This window comes from Hymenobacter negativus (genome assembly GCF_017571495.1).
GTDB classification, from domain to species: domain Bacteria; phylum Bacteroidota; class Bacteroidia; order Cytophagales; family Hymenobacteraceae; genus Hymenobacter; species Hymenobacter negativus.
Genome location: NZ_JAGETZ010000009.1, coordinates 167264 through 192767, shown reverse-complemented (window position 1 = coordinate 192767; position 25504 = coordinate 167264). Strand labels below are relative to the sequence as shown.

The 25504-nt window shown below is 61.2% G+C and carries 16 protein-coding genes; 8 read left to right on the top strand and 8 right to left on the bottom strand.

Annotation, left to right across the window (positions count from 1 at the left end):
• Nucleotides 1-32: 32 nt before the first annotated feature.
• Nucleotides 33-1613 (bottom strand): FAD-dependent oxidoreductase, encoded by a 1581-nt coding sequence (locus tag J4E00_RS18680; protein ID WP_208176776.1) that lies wholly within the window; start codon nucleotides 1611-1613, stop codon nucleotides 33-35.
• A 172-nt stretch (nucleotides 1614-1785) separates the two neighbouring features.
• Between J4E00_RS18680 and J4E00_RS18675 the strand changes: the two genes are divergently transcribed.
• Nucleotides 1786-2262 carry a type II toxin-antitoxin system HigA family antitoxin gene (locus tag J4E00_RS18675; protein WP_208176775.1) on the top strand — a complete coding sequence of 159 codons (477 nt, stop codon included), beginning with the start codon at nucleotides 1786-1788 and terminating at the stop codon, nucleotides 2260-2262.
• A 350-nt stretch (nucleotides 2263-2612) separates the two neighbouring features.
• Nucleotides 2613-4598, top strand: a complete 1986-nt coding sequence (locus tag J4E00_RS18670; protein WP_236049940.1) for an AAA domain-containing protein — start codon at nucleotides 2613-2615, stop codon at nucleotides 4596-4598.
• Between the two features lie 126 nt (nucleotides 4599-4724).
• On the opposite strand, the gene J4E00_RS18665 is transcribed toward J4E00_RS18670, so the two are convergent.
• The gene (locus J4E00_RS18665) at nucleotides 4725-6326 is read right to left on the bottom strand and encodes a catalase (protein ID WP_208176774.1); all 1602 of its coding nucleotides are present in this window, start codon (nucleotides 6324-6326) and stop codon (nucleotides 4725-4727) included.
• 225 nt (nucleotides 6327-6551) lie between these two features.
• Nucleotides 6552-7694, bottom strand: coding sequence for a hypothetical protein (locus J4E00_RS18660; RefSeq protein ID WP_208176773.1), 1143 nt, complete (start codon nucleotides 7692-7694; stop codon nucleotides 6552-6554).
• Nucleotides 7695-7847: 153 nt separating this feature from the next.
• Between J4E00_RS18660 and J4E00_RS18655 the strand changes: the two genes are divergently transcribed.
• Nucleotides 7848-8423, top strand: coding sequence for a peptidylprolyl isomerase (locus J4E00_RS18655; protein ID WP_317196644.1), 576 nt, complete (start codon nucleotides 7848-7850; stop codon nucleotides 8421-8423).
• Between the two features lie 425 nt (nucleotides 8424-8848).
• Nucleotides 8849-11890: an ATP-binding protein gene (locus J4E00_RS18650; RefSeq protein ID WP_208176772.1), complete on the top strand. Its 3042-nt coding sequence runs from the start codon at nucleotides 8849-8851 to the stop codon at nucleotides 11888-11890.
• 68 nt (nucleotides 11891-11958) lie between these two features.
• Here J4E00_RS18650 and J4E00_RS18645 read toward each other — a convergent pair whose 3' ends face one another.
• Both J4E00_RS18645 and J4E00_RS18640 read right to left on the bottom strand, forming a co-directional pair.
• Complete coding sequence (locus J4E00_RS18645) at nucleotides 11959-12681, bottom strand: LytR/AlgR family response regulator transcription factor (RefSeq protein WP_208176771.1); 723 nt, start codon at nucleotides 12679-12681, stop codon at nucleotides 11959-11961.
• Nucleotides 12682-12881: 200 nt separating this feature from the next.
• Nucleotides 12882-13481, bottom strand: coding sequence for an ACP phosphodiesterase (locus J4E00_RS18640; RefSeq protein WP_208176770.1), 600 nt, complete (start codon nucleotides 13479-13481; stop codon nucleotides 12882-12884).
• 114 nt (nucleotides 13482-13595) lie between these two features.
• On the opposite strand from J4E00_RS18640, the gene J4E00_RS18635 reads away from it, so the two are divergent.
• Together J4E00_RS18635 and J4E00_RS18630 are read left to right on the top strand one after the other, a co-directional pair.
• On the top strand, nucleotides 13596-14105 hold the full coding sequence (locus tag J4E00_RS18635) for a pyridoxamine 5'-phosphate oxidase family protein (RefSeq protein ID WP_208176769.1): 510 nt from the start codon (nucleotides 13596-13598) through the stop codon (nucleotides 14103-14105).
• A gap of 73 nt (nucleotides 14106-14178) precedes the next feature.
• The gene (locus J4E00_RS18630; protein ID WP_236049938.1) at nucleotides 14179-14901 is read left to right on the top strand and encodes a spheroidene monooxygenase; all 723 of its coding nucleotides are present in this window, start codon (nucleotides 14179-14181) and stop codon (nucleotides 14899-14901) included.
• 180 nt (nucleotides 14902-15081) lie between these two features.
• Here J4E00_RS18630 and J4E00_RS18625 read toward each other — a convergent pair whose 3' ends face one another.
• Nucleotides 15082-16689, bottom strand: a complete 1608-nt coding sequence (locus J4E00_RS18625) for a hypothetical protein (RefSeq protein WP_208176768.1) — start codon at nucleotides 16687-16689, stop codon at nucleotides 15082-15084.
• A gap of 173 nt (nucleotides 16690-16862) precedes the next feature.
• Between J4E00_RS18625 and J4E00_RS18620 the strand changes: the two genes are divergently transcribed.
• Both J4E00_RS18620 and J4E00_RS18615 read left to right on the top strand, forming a co-directional pair.
• Nucleotides 16863-18476: a hypothetical protein gene (locus J4E00_RS18620; protein WP_208176767.1), complete on the top strand. Its 1614-nt coding sequence runs from the start codon at nucleotides 16863-16865 to the stop codon at nucleotides 18474-18476.
• 130 nt (nucleotides 18477-18606) lie between these two features.
• The gene (locus tag J4E00_RS18615; RefSeq protein WP_208176766.1) at nucleotides 18607-20151 is read left to right on the top strand and encodes a hypothetical protein; all 1545 of its coding nucleotides are present in this window, start codon (nucleotides 18607-18609) and stop codon (nucleotides 20149-20151) included.
• Nucleotides 20152-20237: 86 nt separating this feature from the next.
• Here J4E00_RS18615 and J4E00_RS18610 read toward each other — a convergent pair whose 3' ends face one another.
• Both J4E00_RS18610 and J4E00_RS18605 read right to left on the bottom strand, forming a co-directional pair.
• Nucleotides 20238-21359, bottom strand: a complete 1122-nt coding sequence (locus tag J4E00_RS18610) for a DNA topoisomerase IB (RefSeq protein WP_208176765.1) — start codon at nucleotides 21357-21359, stop codon at nucleotides 20238-20240.
• A gap of 224 nt (nucleotides 21360-21583) precedes the next feature.
• On the bottom strand, nucleotides 21584-25204 hold the full coding sequence (locus J4E00_RS18605; RefSeq protein ID WP_208176764.1) for a cellulose binding domain-containing protein: 3621 nt from the start codon (nucleotides 25202-25204) through the stop codon (nucleotides 21584-21586).
• Nucleotides 25205-25504: the final 300 nt, after the last annotated feature.

Below are 25504 nucleotides of genomic sequence, written 5' to 3'. Positions count from 1 at the left end.
CTGCCCTTAGGTCGTTCAATTCGAAAACCATTCTAACCATTGGTAGAAGCCCTGCCGCCACCCAGCAATTTCTCCAGCGCTGCATCATCTTCTGCCTCCAGCGCTACTTCCGCTTTGAGGTTTTCCAGGTCGCGCTTCACGCTGGCCACGGCCAGGGTTTTTCCTTCGGCTTTGTAGGCAATGGAGAATTCCTGCTTGGCTAAATCGCCGCTCACTTCGGCTTCCTCCCACTTTTCGGCATGGCCGGTGTAGCGGATGGAAAAGTCGTAATGCTTGCTCCAGAAAAAAGGTACAGCCTCGAATTTCTCCTGCCGGCCCAGCATGTTGCGGGCGGCCGTCTGGCCCTGGCGCTGGGCCAGCGCCCAGTGTTCCACCCGGATGTTCTGGCCCGAGTGCGGGTCGGGCCAGCGGGCAATGTCGCCGGCTGCGAAGATGCCGGGCACGCTGGTTTCGAGGTATTCGTTCACGGTTACGCCTTTGTCGAGCGCCAGCCCGGCGGCTTCCGCCAGCGCCAGCCGGGGCCGCACCCCAATGCCTGCCACCACCAAATCAGCTGACAATTGCTCGCCGTTTTCCATCGTCACCACCCCAGCTTCGATGCGGGCGGCGCGTTGCTCCAGATGGAAAATCACGCCTTTGTCCTCGTGTAGCTTCCGCACAATTTCGCCCAAATCCGGTCCCAGAACTTTGGCCAGCGGTAACTTGTCGGGCGCTACTACGTGCACCTCCAGGCCCTTGGTGCGCAGAGCCGCCGCCACTTCCAGCCCAATGAAGCTGGCCCCAAATACCACGGCCCGCTTGGCCGTTTCGGCCGCTTGGGCAATGGCGTGGTGGTCGGCCAGCGAGCGGAGCGTGTGCACGTGTGGCAGGTCGTGGCCGGGCAGGTCCAGCGGTACCGGCGCAGCACCGGTAGTTAGCAGCAGCCGGTCGTAGGCGTGCGCCGTGCCATTGGCCAGCAGCACGCGGCGGCCGGGTACGTCCAGCCCGGTTACCTCGCCCGATACCAGCGCGATGTTGTGCTGGGCGTAGAAACCATCCGGCCGCAGGCTTACCGGCTTTTTTTCATCGGCCGGGAAGCTTTTCGATAAAAACGTGCGGTCATAAGGCGCATCGACCTCGCCATCAAGCAGCGTAATATGGCCTTCGTAGCCCTCGCGGCGCAGCATTTCGGCCGCCGCGCTGCCTGCTGCACCCGCCCCGATGATGACCACGGCGCCCGGCTGCTCCTTCTGCTCCTTGGGGCCAACTGGCACCAGTAAGCCGCGCTCCTGCTTGTGGTCAACGTATATCCGGCCGTCGCGCTGCGCCACGCTCCAGCACGGCAGCGGGTTGAGGGCCGGGGCGCGTAGGGCCTCCCCGGTCCGCAGGCTGAAACAGGCGTGGTGCCAGGGGCAGCGCACGGTATCGCCCACCAGCAGGCCCTTGCCGAGCGGGGCACCCAAGTGGCTGCATTTGGCCGTGATGGCCAGGATTTCAGCGCCGCGCCGGACCAATAGCACAGGTTCGCCCTGGGCGTGGCCGGTCACCATCGCCCCATCGGCCAGGTCGGATAGGGCAAATCCATCAGCAATAAGGTCGGGGCCGGGAAGCGGGGGCGTGGCGGAAGCGGGCATGGATTAAGGGAAGTAAGGTTGAGCTTGCTCATACGGCATTTCCGGGTTTTTAGCGGAGTAGCGCGAACTTTGCAAGTCGCGTGATGGGCATCGTTTCAGCGATTGTCGTTCTGGTACGCGAGCTACAAAGCTTGCGCTACGGCGCGGCCACCGTGGCTGCTACAACTTTTACTTGCCAACTTTGGCCATGCAATCTATCAGACCCATTCGCAGCGAAGCCGATTATCAACAGGCGCGGGCGCGGGTTGAAACTATTTTTGAAGCCGCACCCGGTACGTCCGAATTTGATGAACTGGATATCCTGGGCACGCTGGTAAGCGCCTACGAGGCGCAACACTTTTCCATTCCAGCACCAGCCGCAAGCGAATCCGGTTTAGCACCGTCGGATGTCTGGGTTTTTCACGGCGCGGGTGGCCGGTTCACCAGCGGGGTATTTACCTCCCAAAGCCAGGCCGAACAATTCATCCATCAGTACCGCCTTACCGGTGTGCTCACCAAATATCCCGTCGGAATAAGTATTTACGACTGGGCTATTCAGAAGCGGCTATTTGAGCCTAAGAAACCCGAGCAGTTCCAGGCTGGTTTCATCCAACGCTTCACCACGGCAAGTCAGGAACATTACCATTATGACCCTGACGAAATTGGCTGATAACATAATCCTTATAAACTCATAGTATCGCAACTGATGCAATTGACTCGATACTGGTTTGAATTCGCAGAACCTGACAACTCTCCGTGGCGAGGTTCTTTCGGGGTTTAGGCCTGGACCTACGATGATGCCCTCGCTATAATGAGAGGCACCGTTTCTGATTTTCAGAAATTATAGTTAACTAAAACCATCAGTGCCGTTGATATTCGCACCCTCGACGCCAACCATGTGCTGCCCAATATGGGCAATTGTGCCGTAAGAGGAATCTGGTTTCTCAAGGGCTACCAATAACCGACTATTTCTTGCCGTTTCGTTGTTAACTAATCACAACGAACCCAACCCGCTTTCTTTTGTCCGACCTCACTTTCACCCCCTCCGACCCCTACGCCCTCGAAAAAGAGCTGCGCCACGTCCAGTCTCTAATGAAGCTGGAGCAGCAGGAGGACCTGGAGCAATTCAAAATCAAGAACGCCAAGGCCAGCATTGCCGAGCGGCAGCAGCGCGGCCTCACCTGGTATCCCGTCACCATCAGCAAGGAAGACATTGGCTTCGGCGGCAAGCTGGTGCTGGAGCTCGAACGGCCCGCCGGGCAGCAGGGCCTGCACCTCTTTCAGGTGGGCAAAAATGCCTCACTGTTTGGCAACGTGCCCGGCCGCTCGGCTACCGACCGGCCCACCCTCAGCGGCGTGATTACCAGCGTGCGGCGCAACAAGCTGCTGCTCGCCACCTCTAAGGAAGACCTGCCCGACTGGGCCCTCGAAGGCCACAAAATGGGCATCGACCTCACCTTCGACGAGGTGAGCTACCGCGAGATGGACTATGCGCTGGGCAAAGTCATGGGTGCCTACGGCGACCGCCTGGCCGAACTGCGCGACACCATTCTGGGGGCCCGCGAGGCCCGTTTTCGTGAGGAAAAGGCTTCGGATTTGTTTTATCCCAGCCCGCTGAATGAGTCGCAGCTGGCCGCCGTGCGCCACGTGATGGCCGCGCAGGATGTGGCCATCATCCACGGCCCGCCCGGCACCGGCAAAACCACCACGCTGGTGCAGGCCATTCTGGAAACCATCCGGCGCGAGCGGCGCGTGCTGGTATGCGCACCCTCGAACACGGCCGTCGATTTGCTGACTGAAAAGCTGGCCGAGCGCGGCGTCAACGTCATTCGCATGGGCAACCCCTCGCGGGTTTCCGACCTGCTATTGGAGCACACGCTCGATGCCCAGGTGATGAATCACAACAGCTACAACGAGATGCGCAGCATGCGCCAGACGGCCGACCAGTACCGTGAAACGGCCAGCAAGTACGTGCGCAACTTCGGCTACGAGGAGCAGCAGCACCGCCGCCAACTCAAGGAGGAAGCTCGGATGCTATTTCAGCAGGCCGACGACTTGGAACGCTACATCACCGAGGACTTGCTCGAATCGGTGCAGGTGATAACGTGCACGCTGGTGGGTGCCAGCAACCGCAACATCCGCCACCTCACCTACGAAACGGTGTTCATCGACGAGGCGGCCCAGGCCCTGGAGCCCGGCTGCTGGATTCCGATTGCCAAGGCCAACCGCGTGGTGCTGGCCGGCGACCACCACCAGTTGCCCCCCACCGTGAAGAGCGAAAAAGCCGGCGCCCTGCGCGAAACACTGTTTGAGAAGGCCATCAAGCGGCAGCCGGCCACGGCCCGCATGCTCACGGTGCAGTACCGCATGCATGAGCAAATCATGCAGTTCAGTTCCGACCAGTTCTACGACGGCCAGCTTGAAGCCTACGAAACCGTAGCCCACGCCGGCCTCGACGCCTACGACCTCAAGTTCGCCCCCGACCTGCCCGTCGAATTCCTCGACACGGCCGGCTTCGGCTTCCAGGAAATCACCATCCCCGAAAGCCGCTCCACCGCCAACCCCGAAGAAGCCGACCTGCTGCTCAAGCGCCTCGCCCAGCTCCTCGAACCCTACGACCCGGCCGACCACGAGGACGACCCGCTCAGCATCGGCGTCATTGCCCCCTACCGCGCCCAAATCAACTATTTGAAGGACGCCATCGAGGAAAACGACGAACTCAGCGGCTTCATGCTGCACCGCCAGCTCAGCGTGGGCACCGTCGATTCGTTCCAGGGCCAGGAGCGCGACATCATCGCCATCACCCTCACCCGCAGCAACAATCACGGCGAAATCGGCTTCTTGAGCGACATCCGCCGCATGAACGTGGGCATGACGCGGGCCCGACGCAAACTCCTGTTAGTAGGTGACTCTTCGACGCTCAGCGCCCACCCGTTTTTCAAGGCTATGATTGAATACGTGGAGAGCATTGGCGGCTACCGCACAGCCTGGGAGCTGCAGGACTGAGATAGTATCATCCTACACTGCACCACTGCCCGCAACTGGCGCGAATTACGCTACTCCAAACTTACATCAGACCAAAAAAGCCCGCTGGAACATTCCAGCGGGCTTTTTTAGTTGAATCTAATTGCGCTAGTGCGCGCCGTGCGGCACCTTGTCTGCCGCAGGCGGCGCGGCATAATGGCTGCCTTTGCCGTTGCTACTGGCAACTGCGCCGTTGTCGCTCACGCTTAGACCAGCGGCTACGCTGTCGCCCAGCTTCTGGTCAACTTTGCGCCACAGGGCCACTTGGCGGGCCACAATTTCATCCTTCTTCGGTCCTTCGATACCGGCCATGTGGCCCACAATATTCTTAATGGTGTCTTCCTGGGCCTTGGCGTCCATCAGGCGGAACAGGTTGCCGGGCTGGGTGTAGTGGTCATCGTCGCCGGGAGCGTTGCGGTCGTAGCGCTTCACCAAGGTGGCTTCTACGGGGTAGGCGTAGTCGCTCACGGTCTTGTCTTCGGTAGGGCCGCCGAAGGAGTTGGGGTAGTAGTTCACGCCAGGGCCACCATTGTTGCCGAAAGCCATGTGGCCGTCGCGCTGGTAGTTGCTGGTGGCGTAAGGGTTGCGGTTGGCCGGCAGTTGGTCGTAGTTCACGCCAATGCGGTAGCGGTGGGCATCAGGGTAGCTCAGGATGCGGGTTTGCAACATCTTATCGGGCGAGAACCCCATGCCGTCCACGATGTTGGCGGGCGTGTAGGCAGCCTGCTCCACGAAAGCGTGGTAGTTCACCGGAATGGCGTTCAGCTCCAGTACGCCCACTTCCTGCAACGGGTAGTCGGCGTGGGGCCATACTTTAGTCAGGTCGAAGGGATTCCATTTATAGTCGGCCGCGTCCTCTTCCGGCATGGTCTGGATGAACAGCTTCCACTGCGGAAAATTGCCCTGCGTGATGGCGTCCACGAGGTCGTGCTGGGCGAAATCGGGGTCGAGGCCGCCCATTTCCGTTGCTTCGGCATCGGTGAAGTTTTTGATGCCCTGCTGGGTGAGGAAGTGGTATTTCACCCAAGTCCGCACGTTGTCTTTGTTAATCATCGAGAACGTGTGCGACGAGTAACCGTGCATGTGGCGCACGCCGTAGGGCGTGCCCCGGTCGCTCATCAGGATGAGCACTTGGTGCAGGCTTTCGGGCATCAGGCTCCAGAAGTCCCACATCACGGTTTTGCTGCGCAGGTTGGTGTAGGGGTCACGCTTCTGGCTGTGAATGAAGTCGGGAAACTTCTGGCCATCCTTCACGAAGAACACCGGCGTGTTGTTGCCCACCATGTCCCAGTTGCCGCCTTCGGTGTAGAATTTCAGCGAGAAGCCGCGGGGGTCGCGGGCCGTATCGGCCGAGCCCCGCTCGCCGGCCACCGTGCTGAAGCGGGCCAGCACCTCGCACTCGTTGCCCACCTGAGCAAACAGCTTGGCGCGGGTGTACTTCGTGATGTCGTGCGTGACCGTGAACTTGCCCTGCGCGCCCACGCCCTTGGCGTGCACCACGCGCTCGGGCACCCGCTCGCGGTTGAAATGGGCCAGGCGCTCGAAGGCGCTGTAGTCTTCCTGCAGCACCGGGCCGCGCGGGCCGGCGGTCACAGAGTTCTGCACGTCATCGAGCGGGCGGCCCGAGGAATTGGTGATGTGTTCGCCGCCGCTCAGGTCGGCGGGTTGGGGCGAGTTGGGCGTATCGAACTTGGGAGGGCTTTTGGCCATGATGGAAGGAAGAATAGATGGATGATTGCCACGCGAGCTCTGTTCGGAAGTAAGCCCGGCAGCATTGGCGTGGCAGCTATGGAGTAATTGTTGAGCTAACGCAAAAAGCCCGACTATCGCCGGGCTTTTTGGGCTTGTTTTCAATAAAATTCCGGCTTTGCGTTATGCGTGGGCTTACCAAAAGGCAGTAGTGGCATCAACTACTCTCACCGCCAGTCCGAGGCCTTACGGCAGGTCAATCACCGACATGGTGTGCGGCGCATCCGACTTGGAGTTCACAAAATGTTTCTCGGGCTTGTCAAAGTCCGAAACGTACAGCCGCTTGCCTTTGAGCAACACCTCGGCGGGCTGGTCGAGTCGGCCGCCGGTGCCGTCGGTGTCGCCGTTCTGGGCCAGCGTGGTCACGGCGTTGTTGTTGCGCAGGTCTACCACTTCAATGGCGTTTTCGCGCGAGTTGCAGACGTACATTTTGTCGGTGGTGCGGTCGATGATAAGGCCGTCGACGCAGGGGATTGGCTTGCCGCTGAGCTTCAGGATTTCCTGCTTATCCAGGCTGCCGTCGGGTTTCAACGAGACTTTGTAGAGACGGCCGTCGCCAAAGGAGCCGGTGTAGAAATTGCCTTTGCTGTCGTAGTCCAGGCCATCGGCACCATTGTCAACTTGGGTTTCGTTGGGCGTAGTGCTGAACACGGCCAGCACGTGCGGGTCCATGGTTTTGGGCTTGAGGTGGACGGTGCCCTTGTTCAGCTCGGCCAGCGTGAAGTGCATGATGGCGCTGCCCTTGTCGTTGTTGGGCATGTCCCACTGGCTGTCGGTCACATAAATCGTGTTGCCTTTCCAGACCACGGCATTCGCCAACGCGAAGCCGTCCACGGCCGTGGTGATAGTGCCAGGCTTGCCATTTTTCACGGCCACCTTCATCAGCCGCGACTTGAAATCCTTACTGTTTTCGTACTGGTTTTCGGCGTAGTACAGGTTGCCGTCGGGGCCGAAAGTCAGGTCCATGGGCGCGGCTTTTTTGGTGCTGGGCTCGACGGGTAGATTGCTCAGGTAGGGCTTAAGCGAGTCGCCCACAATCTGCATGAGCACGGCGGGCTTACTGTTATCGGCCAAATTGGGCACTGAGAGAATGAGGTTGCCGTTGGGCGCCAGCGCCAGGCCATCAGGCGTGTTGTGGGCGTCGTCGAGGGTAAAAAGCAGCTTGGGGCTGCCAATGGTGGGCACCGAATCAGTTTTAGCCGGGGCAGCCGTGGAATCGGTTTTTACCACGGCTTCTTTGCTGACGGCTTCTTGTTCGGTTTTGGGTGGGTCGGACTGACAGGCAGCTAGCAGGATGCCGCCGAGTAATAACGAAAAACGTGTACGCATGGGAAAGGGGAAAGGTGGGCAAAAACAATCGTAAGCCCCGCAGGACTACCGTCCTAACGTACCCGCAGCAACCTGGTTACGGCGCTACCCGGTGCCCTTGTGCGCCAACTCAACCGTAGTTGCTACCCTTTCTCCGCTAATTGCGTACCTATCTTGCCTGAAAATTCTTTCACCACCCAACCCAAGCGCCGGCCTGCCCGGCCCGATTCCCACATGGCTGCAATCAGCGAAAACAAAGTCGTCACCATCACCTACGACCTGAGCGTGACCGACGAAAACCAGGAAAAAGTATTGGTTGAATCTGCCGAAGCCGATTCGCCCATGGTGTTCCTCTTCGGCCACAGCGGCTTGCCCGAAGAATTTGAAACCCAGCTCAGCGGCAAAAACGCTGGCGACGAGTTTCAGTTCAGCCTCACTCCCGAGCAGGCTTATGGCGACTACGACGAGCAGGCGCTGGTCGAAATCCCGAAAGAGGTGTTCCTCATCGACGGCAAGCTGGACGACGAAATGCTCCAGCCCGGCAACTTCCTGCCCATGGCCGATAACGAAGGCAACCACATGCAAGCCAAGGTGGTAAGCATCGGCGACACCGCCGTGCAGATGGACTTCAACCACCCACTGGCCGGCATGGTGATGCACTTCCACGGCAAAATTCAGGACGTGCGCGATGCCTCCGCTGAGGAACTGGCCCACGGCCACGTACACGGCGAAGGCGGCCACCATCACTAACAAAACAGTACTCAGTGGTATGTAACAAGTCAGCTAGTTTTAGGATAACAATTTCTGGTCTTACTACTTGGTATTGAGCACTTATGACTAACTAATCAAAAAGCCCCGGTACTGCATTGCACCGGGGCTTTTTGGTGGCACATAGTTTAGCCAGCTTTATGAGAACGATTCGCAAGCGCTGGATAACTGATAAGCGGTTCTGACTTGAAGCCAGCTAGCCGCGCCAAAGTGAGATATCTTTATTTCTCATATCCAGTAAATACTGTTCCTCGGCTTTCTTTCGTTGAACCTGGCAGTTCAGCATGTAAAAGCCGCCATCTACCGGGTAAAAGCTTCCACTGAACCTGATTTTCGCTCCTCCCGAATAAAATCCATCGAATATTGATGTTTGCGCCACCCGTTCCTATCCTGTGACCGGTTCCTTTATGTCTGATAGCATTTCCTCGCCGGACCTAAACCATGGCCCAGCATTGGTTTCATCTGCCTATGCAGCCGACAAAGCGGCCCAGCACCTGGCGCTGCTGCTGGAACTGCTCCCCGAAGGCATAGCGCTGTTTGGAGCCGATAGCAGCGTGGAAGCAATCAACCACCGTTTTTTCGTGCTCTACGGCTTGCCCGACTCCCCAGCCGACTGGGTGGGCCGGCCGGTGAACGAGCTCCTGGCCAGGGTGCAAACGCAGGTGCTGAACCTGGAAGACTTTTTAGCCCGCGCCCGCGCACTCTTTCCGCTCACCTCGGCTAGTCTCCGGGGCGAGCTCCTGGAACTGCGCGACGGCCGATTTCTAGCCACCGACATCGTGCCCGCTCCTGCCGAGATTGGCCATCCAGGCCAGTGGCTGCTCTGCCTGCGCGACGTAACCGCCAAGCACCGGCTCACGCTGGAGATGGAATCCGTGATGCGCATTCCCCGGGAAAACCCGAACCCGGTATTGCGCCTGGCCGCCTCGGGAAAGCAGTTGTATGCCAACGAGGCGGCCGCCCGCCTGGGCGATGGGCTGTCCCGGGCCGAGCGCGTGCGGGTACAGCGCCACCTGCGGGCGTTGGGCAGCCAGGCATTGACCTGCGCCGAAGCGAACGAAACTGAGATAATGCTCGGGGCCCGATTCTTCACGGTACGGGTGGTACCCTTCGTCGCCGATGGCTACGTCAACCTCTACCTCGTCGATATTACTGCCCGCGTTCAGGCCAAGCGGCAGCTTCAGGAGCAGCAGCAGTTCTACGAAAGCATTCTCAACGAGCTGCCCGCCGAGGTATTCGTGGTCGACCCGCAGTACCGCTACCAGTTTGTCAATCCAGCCGCCGTGCCAGACGCTGCGCTACGCCAGTGGATGCTGGGCCGCACCAATGCCGAATACAACGCCTACCTCGGCCGCTCGGCAACCGTGGCCGAGCACCGGCAGCGCCGCCTGCAGGAGGTGCTGAACGTTCGCCAGCGCGTTGAATGGATGGAAACGATGGACGGGGCCACCCCAAGCTACACGCTACGCCGCCTGCAGCCCGTGCCCGAAGCGGGCAACGCGGTGCACCTGGTCATCGGCTACGGCCTGGATGTGACAACCCAGGAAGTTGCGCGCCAACAGCTGGAACGTAGCGAGAAAGAATACCGCGACCTGATGCATTACGCCCAGGCGCTGATTTGCACCTACGACCAGCAAGGCATCGTTCTCACGATGAACCCGGCCCTGGCCACCCTGCTCAATTACCCAGTTGCTGAGCTCCTGGGGCAGCCTGTGGCCACGTTCCTACCCGCAGAGGACCGCCCTGCTTTCGCCGAGTACCTCATGCGCATTGGCATTGACGGCGAGGCCGAAGGTGTGCTGCGGGTACAGCCCCGGGGCAGCGCGGGCTTTCGCTTTTTGCTTTACCACAACTTCCTGATGCGCGAGCCCGGGCGCCCCCCCTACGTCATCTCGCACGCCCACGACATCACCGAGCGCATTCAGGCCGAGCACGAACTGAAGCGGGCCAAGGAAGCGGCCGAGTCGGCGTCACGGGCCAAAGAAAACTTTCTGGCCAATATGAGCCACGAAATTCGCACGCCGCTCAACGGCGTGCTGGGCATGGCCCGGCAGTTGGGCAAAACCCGCCTCGATGCCCACCAGCAGGAGCTGCTACGCGTTATCAATACCTCGGGTCAACACCTGCTCGGCGTCATCAACGACGTGCTGGACATGGCCAAAATCACGGCCGGCAAGCTCGACTTCGAGCAAGTTTCCTTTAATATCTGCGATTCGATGGAGGAGGCACTTCAGCCCTTCGTTCTGCAGATTCAAGAGAAAGGGCTGGCCTTCCATAACCTGCTGCTGCGGGAGCACATCCCGCATGCCTGGGTAATAGGCGACCCCTACCGGATAAACCAGATTCTGCTTAATCTGGTCAGCAACGCCCTCAAATTCACGAAGCGTGGCAGCATCACGGTGGCAGGCCGCCAGGTGGCCGAAACGGCCACTCACCTCACCGTGGAGTTCCGCGTCACGGATACGGGCATCGGCATTCCGCCCGATAAGCAGGACCAGATATTCGACGGCTTCACCCAGGCTTATGCCGACACCACCCGGCAGTTTGGCGGCACGGGCCTGGGCCTTAGCATCAGCCGGGCGCTGGTGCAACAGTTGGGCGGTACCCTTACGCTGGAAAGCGAGGTGGGCACGGGCAGCACCTTTGGCTTCTCGCTCACGCTGCCCACGGCCGAGGCCCCCAACGAAGCCGGCCTGCAAGTAGCCGGCTTCAACACCGGAACGCTGGTGGGACTGCGGGCGCTGCTGGTGGAAGACAACGAAATAAACCGCGAAGTTGTCCGCTTTATTCTGGAAGAATGGGGCGTGGTGCTGGAAGAAGCCGTGGATGGCGAACAGGGCCTGCAAATGCTGAAGGACCACGACTACGACGTGGTGCTGATGGACATTCAGATGCCGGGGCTGAGTGGAGTGGAGGTGACGGAGGCGGTGCGCCTGCTGCCCGACCCGATACGAGCCCAAGTGCCCATTCTGGCCCTAACGGCCAACGCCTTCCGCAAAGACACCGAACGCTACCGTGCCGCCGGCATGAACGACTACCTGGCCAAGCCCTTCGAGGAAGATGAGCTGTACCGCAAGCTGGATGCGTTGCGCACGGCCCCGCGCAACACGGCCCCCTACGACCTCACCAAGCTGCGCGCCATGGCCCACGGCCGGGATGCTTTCGTGACGAAAATTATCCGCTCCTTCCTCGTCAATACGCCCACCAGCCTGGCCCAGCTGGAAGACGCCGCCGCCGCTGGCTATTGGGACCGGGTAGCCGAAATCACGCACCACATCAAACCCAACCTGGAAATGATGGGCGTGGCGGCAGTGGCGGGCCTTGTAAGCATGCTGGAAAAGGCCCCCGACGCGACCCAGTCGGTGGCCGAGCGGCCGGCGCTGGTGGCACAATTCGTAACGCTGGTTCAGCGGGCGCTAAGCGCCGTTCCGGCCGAACTGCCGCAGTAGGCGCAGAAGTCGGAGGCCGGCCGTTGCTCGTTAAGCTGGTGTACTAAAAACGATACCAGAAAGCGCGTCTAGATTTTGCGCAGCTGTTTGTTCAGAACTTCCTGGTACGTTTTGCTTATCGGGACTTCGTACTTGGCAAACTGCACGGTGTGCTCCCCAATGCTTTCGATGCGGTTGATGTTGATGATGTAGGAGCGGTGCACCCGTATGAACTGGGCCGGGGGCAGCAGCTCAGTAAAACGCTTGAGCGAGTGGTAGACAATTATTTTTTGCTGCCCGAACACCAGCACGCAATAGTCAGATAGCGCTTCGACATATAAAATATCGTCCAGCTTCACCTTCACCAGCTTGCGGTTCACTTTCACGTATAGGTGCTGGGGGTCGGCGCCGGGGGCAGCTTCAGGGGGCGGCACGGGGAGCTGCTCCGTCACGCGTTGCAGCGCCTGCTGGAAGCGGGGCAGCTCCACCGGCTTTACCAGGTAGTCGACCACCCGAAGATTGTAAGCATCAATGGCAAAGTCGCGGTGGGAAGTGACAATCACAACGGCCGGGTGAGGCACGGGAAGGATGCGCACCAGGTCCAGTCCCGACAGGTGGGGCATCTCGATGTCCAGAAACAGCACATCTACCTGCCCACCCTGCCGAAAGAAGTTCAGGCATTCCATGCCGTTGGCAAACGAGCCGACTAATTCTAACGAGGGAGTGAGGTCAACCAGGTGCTCAAGCGCAATGCGATTCATCTCGTTATCGTCAACGAGCAGGCACTTGAGAGATGGAAAAGCGGTTATCATAGCCGGAAGAGCAGGGCGAAGAAAGGAGCCGGCTAAGTACGAACGGACCTGGCGGCCCGAGCCTTTTCTAAACCGACAGGGTAAGCCAGGCCGCAAGCTCGCGGCTTAGCCGTGCAACCGGACGGAATGTACACTTATTCCCTTTAAGGGCGCAATAAAGCAAAAAACTCGGTTGCACCGGCACGAATGGCGCGGATTTTTTAGGCGGCTAGCTCCGCCGCCACAAACTGCTGCAGCTCCGGGAAATACTCCCGAAAGTCTGCCTCATACGCCACGTAGTTGCGCTCCAGCTCTCCCACCGCCGTTTCCATGCCCGAGCCTGGCAGTGCCCGCCGGCTCAAGCCGCTGAGGGCCCGCCCGATGCCTTCGGTTCCGGCGTAGCCCAGCAGCCAGTTGTGCTGCGCCATGTAGCCAAACAGCTGCTGCACGCGGGGCGGCATCTGGGTTTGGCGGGTGGCAAGCAGGGCGTACATCCGCTGGGCAAAATCGGGCAGGGCTTCGGCCGTGAACCCGGCGAAATTCCGGGCCAGAAAATGGTCCAGAAACATATCGGAAATCACGCCGGCATACTTGCCGTAGCCGGCTTCGCGCAGGCGCCGGGTACTGCGGCGCACCACGGGGTGCTGGTCGGTGAAGGTGTCGATGGCGCGGTGCAGGCGGATGCCGGTTTGCACGGCGAGCGGGTAGCTTTCGAGCTGCTTGCCGGGTACCGAATCGGCGATGAACTGGCCCAGCAGCACGTCGGTGTAGGTTGGCGCATCGGCGGGGCCGGAAAGGAAGAGGTGGGCCAGAAAATTCATTGTTGCTACAACCGCAAAGTCGACAGTAAGTCCCGGCAATTGGAAACAACTGCCGGCCATGCCCGTAAACCAATCACTTGCTTTCACCCATTCCTCCTTTAAAAACCTATTCCCATGGCCGACCAAGTTGCCGTAAGCCACGACGTAACCAAGCTCGTCGAAAAAATCAAGGACATCAAAATTGCCATGATGACCACCATCGAGAATGGCAATGAGCTGCACTCGCGCCCCATGTATACCTCCCAGCCCGACGAAGACGGCACGCTCTGGTTTTTCACCGAGCAGGACTCGCAGAAGGTCGGCGAGCTGCAGCAGGACCGCCACGTCAACCTTGGCTATTCCAAACCCGACGACAACCTCTACGTGGCCATCACGGGTACCGCCAAGGTGGTAACCGACCGCGCCAAAATCAAGGAACTGTGGAGCGAAGGCCTGCGCGGCTGGTTCCCCAAAGGCTCCGAAGACCCCAATATTGCCCTGCTCAAAGTGACAATTGACAAAGGCGAGTTTTGGGATTCGCCCAACTCTACACTGCTACGCGCCTACACCTACGCCAAGGCCGTCATCACCGGTGAGCGCGACCAGCCCAGCGCCGACCGCCAATCAGTGGTGATTCCCCAATAAAACCGCGCCCGCCGCGATTTGCCCAAAGGCCGGAAGCAATTCCGGCCTTTTTTTGTTGTTTAAAAGCCATACCATGCCGCTTACCACCCTCACCGTTTTCACATTCCGGCCCGGCCACCGGCGCTGGGCGCTGGCCCAAATGGGCACCGCTCCTGCGCAGCTGCAACGCGTGGCCGGGCTGCGGTTTTTCAAGCTGATGGGCAGCGGGGCCAACCACGGCTTCGGGTTCTGGCCCAACTTGCGGCGCTACGGCTTAATGGCCGTGTGGGACGATGCCGCGGCGGCTGAGGCTTTTTTTGCTCAACATCCACTCTGGGCCGCTTACCAGCAGCGAAGCACCGAAAGCTGGACGGTGCACCTTGCGCCACTCAAAGCCCACGGCTTATGGGACGGCCAAGCCCCTTTCGACTACGCTCCTGCCCTACCAGCCACAGCTGCTGCGCCCGTGGCCGTACTCACGCGGGCCAGTATCCGCTGGCGCAAAACGCCCCGGTTCTGGCAATTTGTGGAGCCCACCAGCGCGGCGCTGGCACAAGCAGTGGGCGTGCGCGCCGCCATTGGCCTGGGTGAGCTGCCGTTGGCACGCCAGGCTACGTTCAGTGTGTGGGAATCGGCCCGGGCCATGCAGGACTACGCCTATAAGGATGCGAAGCACCGCGAAGTCATTGCTCTTACGCGTCGCGAAAAATGGTATAGCGAAGAACTGTTTGCCCGGTTTCAGGTGCTGAGCAGCACGGGCACCATGGATGGCGTTGAGCCATTGGCAGGGCTGTTTGGGGCAGTCGGGTCGATATAAAAGGCCCGTCAGGCAGCATGGAAAATCTTCTTTGACAGGGGCCTCACTCCCTGCCCCCTATCCAATCGAGCGAGGGCACTAGCAATAGCTTAATTCTGAGCATCAAGCGGCGCAGCGGACGCCTGTAGTAGTCCCGCGGGAGGCTGCACGATGCCTGACGGGCAGTGCCTGGCATCGCTCCTAATCGCGCAGGTTGTAGCGTTTCAGCCAGGCGTGGCTGTCGGTGGTGAGTTCCGGGTGCGGGTCGGGCTCAATGGTGATGCCTGCTTGGTGGCGGGTGGCGTCGCCATCGGGGCGGCTGTACCAGGTGCAAGCCGAAAGGTCGGCGCGGGTAGCGGCAGGACGCAGCACTTGGTCGTGGCCGGCCCCATCATACACGCTCACCAGAAAGCCGGGATTTATGGTCGAGCGCAGCTCGAAAATATCGTTGCCGGCTAAGCCGTACACTTCCAAATGGCGGGTGGTCTGGCGGTCATACACGCGCTCGGTTATCAGGCTATCAGGCTGGCCGGGGCGTAGGGCCAGCATCTGCACGCGTAAACGGCCCGCGCCCGCTTCGCTGAGAATAAACCGCTCAGGTTTATCGGTGCCCACCACCCAGCTTTCCTGGCTAATAATCTCATAGTAGCGGGCGGCTACGGCGGGCAGCTGTTCGCGCCGGGCCCGCAGCAACGGGGCCAGGTGAGCGGCAATGGTGGCCCGCGTTTCGGGCGGGCCGCTGGCGAGGGCCGCCGCAATGGCCCCATCGGTCAGGCGCTGCCGGAGCGAGTCGGCTTCCTGTTGGAAATCGGCCGCGCTCAGGCTGCCAAGCAAGGTCCGGTCGAGGGCCCGGGCGGTGGTGCTGAGGCCGTCGACGGTGCGGAGCGGAATGGTGGCGTGGAAGCTGTGGTACTTCGGTACAAACCACGAAACAATGCGGGTAATCAGGCCATCGTCAAACAGGAAAAAGGCTTGGTCGCGGTCGCGCGGAATGGGCCGGTAGCTGGTGCGGCCTGCCGCCGGAAAGCTGGCCCAGCGCCACTGGTCGGGGCGGCGGCTCCAGTCGCCAAGCCACATATCGAGCAGTCGTGCGCGCAAATAAGCCCGGGCTTCAACCTGCGTCCCGGCCTGTTTTCGAATAGCCAGCAGCATGTGCCGTGAGTTTACCACGGCCGGCGAATGGCCGAAGTTGGCGGCGTATTGCTGGTTGCCATCGGGCCGTTCTTCGAGCAGGTACAGGGCATTGGCATAGCCGGACCGGAACCTGCGCAGGCCGGGGTCGTTGGGCAGGTAGACCAGGCTGGGGTTGGTGTGGTACACGCCAGCCGCTTCGGCCAGCGGGGCGGCCACGTAGGCTCCGTAGGGCTGGCCCACGCTGGTTTGGTCCTTCATGAGGCCGCCCAGCAGCCAGCGAATCCAGCCGGCCGGCAGGGCAGCACTGGCATCCTTGTCCACGGACCGAAGCACGAACTCGTGGCCATTGGTGGCGCACAGGCGCAGGCTGCGGGTCTGGTAGCTGCCGCCGGCTCGTGTGGGCGTGAGGGTATCGGGGATGATGGTGGCCAAGCGCACCACCGGTACCGTGACGGGCGTGGCCCAGATGTCGCGGTAGTGCCGGCCCCAGAAAAAGCGCCACACCGCCCCACGGGTGTACTGGGGCCCGGCCGCTACCCGCACGGTACTCGAGTCCGCCGCCCATTGGGGCGGAGAAACATTGGCCATGTTGGGGCCCGAGCAGCGGGCCAGCGCCAGCACCGCGCATCCCAAGCCACAGCCGATACTAACAGTCGAAAGGCGGAAGCCGCGCATAAGGGGCAAATAATGCAGGGCCTGTGCGCCACTGAGCAAACCAAAACCTGGTGTTCTTACTGACATATACCGCAATGCGACGGCCACGGTTATGCGCCGCGCATTTTCCCTCATTGCCCACCTTTGCGCCCCGGCTGCGTTAAAGGCACACTCCCGCCTGCCTTTTTTCCCGGATGCCTCATTTCTTTGCTCATCTGCCCCGCCTTTGCTGCTACTTGCCCGTGCTGCTGGGTGTGGGGCTGGCCACTACCGGCTGCTCCCGTCGTCATTTTTTCCAGCCCGATGCCCGCGTGGGTCCTGGCAGTGCGCAGGCCCTACCCCCCACCGCCGATTCCGTTCTGGCCACGGCCGGCCGCCAATACAACAAGCATTCAGGGGTTTACTACTGGTTCTGGGGCCGACACTACCGCAAGGTGTGGGCCGCCCCCGTCACGGCACCCGTCCTGCGCCTGGCCACGGCTGCGCCCGGCGGCCTGAAGCCCGGCAAACCCGGCGGCGGCTTCCAAAGCATCAGCATGACGCTGGAAGGCCGCCAGGAACGCGAATACGCCCTGCGCGCCCTCGACAAAGACCCCAGCAAAACCCTACCCAAGGTGCTGCGGCCCACCTTTTTGCTGAATGCCGTCCGTGATGCCACCTCAGCAGCCATGCCCTACGGGGCCCTCACGGTGCCGCCGCTGGCCCAGGCGGCCGGCGTACCCCACACCCGCCCGCGCCTGGTGTATGTGCGGCCCGATGAAACCGGCCTAGGCGAAATGTCGGAGCGGTTTCGGGGCAAGCTGGCGCTGCTGGAAGAGAAGTACGAAGAAGTAGCATCAGCCACGCCGGATTTGGCTGGCGTCACCAATTTCGTGGGCGGTGAAACCGTGCTAAAAAAGGTGTATTTCCATCCGGCCTATTACTTCGACCAGCCGGCTTTTTTGCGGGCGCGGCTGCTCGACATGCTGATTGGCGACTGGGACCGTCACGAGCGACAATGGGACTGGGCCACGTTTCCGGAGAACAACGGGCTGGTCCGCTTCCAACCCATTCCCAAAGACCGGGACCAGGTATATTTCCGTTTCGATGATGGTCTGGTGCCCTGGCTGGCCTCGCGGCGCTTTATTGCGCCGCAGTTCCACACGTTTCGGGAGCACTACGGCTATCTGCCAGGCCTTGTCTACCAGGCCGAGTTTATCGACCAGCGCGCCCTTGCGCAACTCACGCGGGCCGATTTTCAACGCATGGCCACCGACTTGCAGCGCCGCCTTCCCGACTCTCTCATCGAACGCGCCACGCACCGCCTGCCGCACGCCGTGTTCGCCCTCGAAGGCGTCCGCATCGGCAACTACCTCAAGGCCCGCCGCCAGGCCCTGCCCCAGGCCGCCGATGCCTACTACCTGGAGCTGGCCCGCGAGCCCAACCTGGGCGGCAGCGCTTTTGCCGAGCGTTTCGTAGTAAACCGCTACCCCGATTCGACCACCGTGCGCGTGTTTTCCTCTACCCGGCACGTGCCTACTACTTCCGATTCGCTGCGTTTCCGACGCACCTACTTCACCGCCGAAACCCACACCCTGACCCTCGACGGCCTGGGCGGCGACGATATATTTGAGGTAAACACCATTGGCGGCGGCCGCGCCATCCGCCTGCAACTGTACGGCGGCGAGGGCAACAACCAATTACTGCCCCAAGGCAGCGCCCGCCGCCTGAAACTCTACCCCCGGGAAGTTTCCAAGCTCACGGCCGCCAGCCGGCAGCAAGAGCCCTATCTTTCGCGCCGCCGCCACACCCCGGTTGAGCATAAATAATGACAGGACTGCCAGCAGTACGCAAAGGGTGCGGACGAGAGGCCTCAACCCAACCACTGATTTATACGTCACCCTTCAGCTTTTTTCCGTCCGTGGCCGTTCAAAGCCCAGCCTTATTTCTGTTTAGCTTTTGACCACGTCCCGCTTGCGTATTCTATTCCCGATAGCGGGCACTTTGGGCTCCCTGTTGTTGGGCACTGGCTGCGTCCGGCAGCAGTTTTTCCAACCCGATGCGCGGCCCAATGCCGCCCAGCCCCTCTCCGCTTCGGCCGACAGCGTGCGTGGAGCCACCGCCGGCCGCCAATACGCCCGACACGGCGGCCTTTATAATGCCCTGGTGGGCAGGCACCACCGCCCTACCTGGGCCGCCCCGGTTGCGGTACCGGTTCTGCACCTACCCAAGGCGCAGCTTGGTGGCCTGAAGCCGGGCAAAGTAGGTGGCGGTTTCAATAGCACCAGCCTGGCCCTGACCACCACCGACGGCCATGCCTACGTGGTCCGGACCGTCGACAAAGACCCCATTCGGGCCACGCCACAGTGGCTGCGCGGTACGTTTCTGGTAAATGCGCTACGCGACAATATTTCCGCCACCAATCCCTACGCCAGCCTGACCGTGCCAGTGCTGGCCGAAGCGGTGGGCGTGCCCCACGCCAACCCGCGCCTGTTCTACGTGCGGGCCGACGACCCGGCGTTTCAGACCGATTCACTCCGCCACTTTCGGGGCCAGTTGGGCTTGCTGGAAGAGAAAGCCGCACCGCTGCCGGCACGCCAGCCAGCTCCCTCATCCGTGATTAACAGCACCAAAGCATTTAATGCCGTTTTCACGAACTCTGCAACTCAATTTGACCAGCCTGCGCTGCTGCGGGCCCGCCTGCTCGATGGCTGGATGGGCGACTGGGACCGCCACCCCGGCCAGTGGAGCTGGTCCCTCACCCGTCCCACCAAAACTGGCCACGCCACGCTTCTGCCGCTGCCTAAAGACCGCGACATGGTGTTCTATCGCCTCGATGATGGCGTACTGGGCTGGCTGGTGAGCCGCCTGGCATTACGCCACTGGGTCACGTTTGCTCCACGCTACAAGAACCTAACCGGCCTGATGAGCTCCGGTCACTACCTCGACCAGCGCGGGCTGAATGAGCTTAATCGGGCCCAGTTCCGGGCCACGGCACTGGCCATGCAACAGCAGCTGCCCGATACGCTTATCACGCGGGCGGTGCACCGGCTGCCGGCCCCCGCCTTCGCCCTGGAAGGTCCGCGCACCATTGCGGCGCTACAAACCCGGCGTGACAAGCTGCCGGACCTGGCTGATGCATTTTATCAGCAGCTGGCCCGGCGGCCACGCATCGGCGGCACGGCCCAGGCCGAGCGCTTCACCATCCATCGCTACGCCGACTCAACGGTGGTGACGGTCCAGACCGCCGTGGCGGCCCCCGTGCTTTACCGGCGGGCGTTTCTACCAACTGAAACCCAGCGTATCCAAATCGAAGGCTTGGGCGGAAATGATGTTTTCGCCGTCGAGGAACACGGCAACAAACCTGGCCGGAAGCCTGCAATCCGTGTTTTCGGCGGAGCAGGTGCTGATGAGATGCAAGCCGCGAGAAGCAGTAAAGGCATCCGGTTCATACAAGAAAGCGTCTCGGCTGGGCAGGCATTCGATACGCCACCGGAGGAGTAGCCAGGTACAAACAAAACGTCCCGCTGAGCGCTACTTCGGCTGCGCTCGGCGGGACGTCTTGTTACCTACTCATTCCCAGCACGCTATTACGCCTGTTCCAGCATCTTCAGCACCAGCCGCTCGGTGGGCGAGAGCAGGTCGCCGGCTTTTGCTTCGGCGTCGTGCTTACGCAGGTATTCAATGAGCTGGCCGGACTTGAATAGCTCTACTACCTGCGGGTGGATGTAGTATTTCGAGCACACGGTGGGGGTGTTGCCCAAGCCGGTGGCCACTTCCTTCACGGCTTTTTTGATGACTTTTTCAGGGGCCAGGTCCGGCTCCTCATCGAGCACGGCTTCCAGGCAGCCCACCATTTTCACAGTGCCGCCCCAGGTGCGAAAGTCCTTGGCCGAGAGCTGCAGGCCGGTGTGGCGGTGCAGGTACTCGTTCACGTCGCCCGATTCGAGGGCGTGGCGCTGGCCATCGGCCGAGTAGTATTGGAAGAGGTGCTGGCCCGGAATTTCCTTGCACTTGCGCACCAGCCGTGCCAGGCGGGCATCGTGCAAGGTTACATCGTGCGCCACGCCTTTTTTGCCCACAAAGTTAAAGTTCACGTCGGCGCCATCGATGGCCACATGCTTGTCTTGCAGGGTGCTCAGGCCGTAGCTGGGCTTGGTTTTGCCGTTCTTTTTGGCGTACTCCTTGTTGCCGATGCGAATGAACGACTGATCCATGAGCGTGAGCACCAGCGCTACCACTTTCTCCCGGTCTAAGGCGGGGCGACGCAGGTCTTTGGCCAACTGCTCGCGCAAGGGCACGAGCTTCTCACCAAAAGTGCGCAGGCGAGAGAACTTGGTTAGGCTGCGCATTTCGTCCCAGGCCGGGTGGTAGCGGTACTGCTTGCGGCCGAGGGCATCGTGGCCCGTCACCTGCAAATGGGTGTTGGGCGAGGGCGAAATCCAGACCTCCGTCCAGGCCGGCGGAATAACGAAGCCAGAGATGCGGTCCAGCGTTTTCGGGTCGGTTATTTTCTGGCCCTTGGCGTCATGGTAGGTGAAGTGTCCGGCCCGCGTGGGCTTGCGCGTGATGCCCGCACCCTGGTCGGTGGCGTAGCGCAGGCCCGCCATTTCGGCCTGGCGGGCGGGGTCTTTGTACACAATATGCGCCTCGTCTTGTGGCAGCAGCGTCTTCTTACGGGTTTTAGGGCGGGCGGCAGTGGCGGTGGGCATTTTGAGATAAGGAAAAGAAGTTGCCCCTTCTTACGCAAATGTTAAGCTTCGCGACGAACGCAGTTGCTTATTTTTATTCAACCCACCTGCTTAGCCTGTCCGGCGAGCATAGTCTTTAAAACGGATACCCCGAAGCTTTGCCTCGGCCCGCGGATGAGTTTAGTAGCTCAACGCGAGCCGAAGCGCAGCTTCGGGGTACAAGTGCTAGGCAGTATTAGCTACCTCTAGTGGCTAATGACCATGCGCTTCGACAGCTTCTTCCCGTTGAGCACCAGGCGACACTCATACAGGCCATTGGCGAGCGACTGGGCAGCAAACGGCAGCTGATAGGCGCGGCCCTCTTCCACGGTACCGTCGTAGAGGGTCGTCACCAGCTGGCCGAGTGAATTGTAGACCTGCACCAAGGCCTGGCCGGCCTGCACCGGCTTAAACTGCACGGTTGCCTCCGAGGCTACGGGGTTGGGATAGGTTTCCAGCAGGGCGCTTTGGCTGGCGGCGGCCGTAGCGGGGGCCGGGCTCGCACCAGTGCCACGGGCGGCTACCGTTGCCGTGCCCGGCTCCGTACCGTATAGCAGCTGGCCTTTGTAGTACACCGTGACGTGGCTGTTTTCGGCCAGCGGACCCACGGGCTGGTAGGAATAGTCGTTGGCCTGGCTGAAGCTGGACCAGTCGGCTTTGTTGACGCTCACCAGCACTTCGCCCGTGGTGCCGAGGGGCGCCAGCATGCCCAGCGCCGGCGCAAAGCCCAGCTCCAGGTAAGTTTCGGTTCCCTTTTGGCCGGTGCTTACCGTCGTGTTGCCGGCCCCAATCGGGGCGTACGTAACTGCTGCGGCCATCGGCGATGTGCCGTCCGGGCTCAGCCAGTAGCGCACGCTCAGGTCGCTGTAGGCCACGGGCACGTTGCTCAGGTTGTTCACCTGCAGCCCCAACTGGAGGCTGTTGGTGGTCAGGGCAGCGCTCCGGTTTTCGGCAAAGCCTTTGAAGGCGTAGCTAGCCACTACAGGCGTGCTCGGCTCGGTGCCGGCAATCAGCATGCCGTTGCGGTACACCGCAATGCGGCTGTTGGGCAGGTAGGTCGTGTTCGTGGCGTAGGAGTAGTCGTTGGTTTCCTCAAAATCGCCCCAGCTGGCCTGGTGCAGGTTCGAGAGAATCACACCCGAGTTGGCACCGGCGGCCAGGCTGCCGGCGCCGGGCAGGAAGGAATACTCCACGTAGCCGTAAGCGCCTTGCAGCGCGGGCGGCAGCGTTTTGTAGCTCACACCCACCTGACTGGTGCCCAGCTCGGCCCAGCTCACGTCGGCCGCCACAGCCCCGGTGGTTTCGGGGGTCAGCCAGTAGCGCACCGTCAGCTCCTGGTAGGGAATGGCCGCGGTGCCGCCGTTTACCAGCTGCAGGTTGGGCCGGATGTAGTTGTCGCTCGGCTGCGCGTCGCCGTTCTGGTAGAGCACGCTCACCTGCACCGGGGTCACGGTCAGCACCTGGCTCACGGCGGCCGACTGGTACGTGGCGTTGCCGGCCTGCAAGGCCGTGATGGTGGTGCTGCCGGCCTTGAGCAGGTGCACCACGCCATTGGTCACGGTAGCCACCGAGGGGTCGGAGCTGAGGTAGGTAATGGGCAGGCCGGAGCTGGAAGTGGCCGCGAGGGTGAAATCTGCATCCCCGTACAGCCTGGTGGCCAGGGCCCCGAAGGCAATGGTCTGGGCCGTTTTGCAGTTATCGGCGGCCAGGCCCTTTCCCGTGATGGTCAGGCTGGAAGAGGTAACCAGCAGCTTGTCGAGGCCGGTACCGCCGCCGGTATTGTAGCCAATGGTAAGCGTGTGCGGGCCGACACTCAGGGCGGCATCGCGCAGCTTTACCCAGCGCCAGCCGGCGGTTCCGCCCACTTCCTTCACGCTGACATCGTCAATAAAGTAGGTGTTGGCCACCTGCCCCATGTCAAACAGGAAAGTGGTGGACGTCAGGCTGGCCGTGATGGTCCAGGTCACCTGCTGCCAGGCCGTACCAATAGCCTGGTCGCCCTGGTACTGCGGGCTGGAAGGCCCGCTGGACAGCCGGATGGAGCCCCCCGGGGCCGCCGCTTTCACCCAATACGAAATCACATACTGCTTGCCGATGGTCGTCGGGAAGGCCGCGCTCGACACCTGCACCCGCCACTGGTTGCCGGGCTGGGCCGTGGGGTTCACTACTTTCATCGAGCCGGTGCCGCTGTGGGCATCGGCCGCTACGGTATTGGCCGAGATGGTCGCCCCGGTCGCGTTAACCGTGGACCAGCCGGACAAGCCGCTTTCGAAGCCCGGATTGGTTGCCAGCTGGCTGCTAACGGATTGGAAAGTCCCACCGTCAATTTTCAGCCAGTAGCCGTAGTCTTCCCCAACGGGGACGTTCAGCCGGGCCAGGAAATTATAAGTACCGGCGCTGTCGATGGTGAAAGGCGTTGTGAGGAAGGACATGGCCCCGGAAGGCGCGGCGGCCGGACTGCTCAGGCCACTTTTCACTTTCACGTAAGCGCCGGCGGCGGCCGATGTATCGGCCACCACATCCCAGCTCGACCCTAACGTGGCGCACTCGGCTTCCAGCCAGATTCTTTTGCCCAGCGGCTCGGGCGGCAGTGGCGGCAGCACGGGGTTGCCGGTGCCCCACCACTGGTACCAGCGCTGGTAGTTTATCAGCGGGTAGGGATGCACCGTGATGTTGGTATTGACGGAGGTATTGCCCGCCAGGAACTTATCGACAAAAGCCTGCATGGCCGGCACCTGGGTAGCAGGCACGGCGCAGTGGCCGTGCCCGCCATCGATGTAGAACCCAAACCGGTCGCCGATGCCGAACTGCTTCCACACCTCGTGGGCGGCCCGGGCCGAAACGTACGCGGCCGGGTTGGCCAGCCACTCAAAGTCCGTGTTGCCGGTCACCAGCAGGGCACGCGGAGCAATCATGGCCATCAGCTCGTGGTGGTCTTCGGGCAGCTTGGCCACGTTGGTGCCGGCAAATTGCTGCATGTCGTCGCGGAACCAGCGGTAGTCGGTGGCGCCCAGCTTTTCCACGGCTCCCAGCGTTTCGGAAACGCGCCAAGCCGGCGCGCCGCCACCGCCCGATTCCTGTGCAATGGTGAGGGCAATGCGCTCATCGAAAGCGCCGGAGAACAGCGCCATCTTGCCCGCATAGGAGCAGCCCGTCACGCCCAGGTGCTGCAAATCGATGGGCAGGCTGGCCTGCACCAGCTCCAGGCCGTCGATGATGCGGCTCACGCCCCAGGCCCAGGCACTGTACTGGCCCGAATTGGCCAGCGTCTGGTTGGGATACAGCCGGTAGTAGGGGTCCGATAGCTGCGGGTTGCCGTACCGCGTCACCTGGTCGTGGTTGAAGGTGATGCGGGCAATGTTACGGCCGGTAAATACGCTGGCCGGCACGCTGCCGGAAGCGCTGTTCATGCCGATGATGGCCGGAAACGGGCCGTTGCCCGATGGCAGCGACACCTGCGAGGTCAGGGTCAGGGTTTGCCCGTTCTCGGTCACGTTCACCGTCAGCACGCCGGCGGCGTAGCTGGCCGTAATGTTCTGCGGCTTGGTGGGTTTGGTCCCGATTTCGTAATTCTCAATCTGGGCCCGGATTTCGTTGCGTCGGCACTCCCAATCGCTGAACCGGGTGGAGCGTCCGCTGCCGTTGGCCCACATAAAGGGGTCGGGCAGCGGCTCGATGGCCGGCAATTGGCTGAAGCTCGGCAAGGACGGCGCGGTGCAGCTGGCGGCCCCGGTATTTTCAGCACTGTACACAAGCGGGGCTTGTGCGAATAAGCCCAGGCTGCTGAAGTTCAGCGCGAGGGCCAGCATCGTACTTTTTGCTTTCATGTTCTATTGGGTGGGTTAAAGAAATGGGAGGTTGGTATGGGTAGGTTGGCGTGGTAGCAGTTACGAGGGTCAGCTGCATCTTCTCATAGGCAGGCTCAGGTTTAAGAATGAGGGAAAAGGACTATGGCCGCAAGCAGAACACTATGCAAGGCACTTCGCAATCGTTTCCGGCGAAAGTTCAATTGCTTTAACCAAGCATATACCTTGGCAGCACTTGCCCTGATTGCGCCCTAGTTGGTTCTAAGAGGGATTTACTTCGGAAGGTATAGCAACTCGCAAGCAGCATCAGTCTGAATTTTT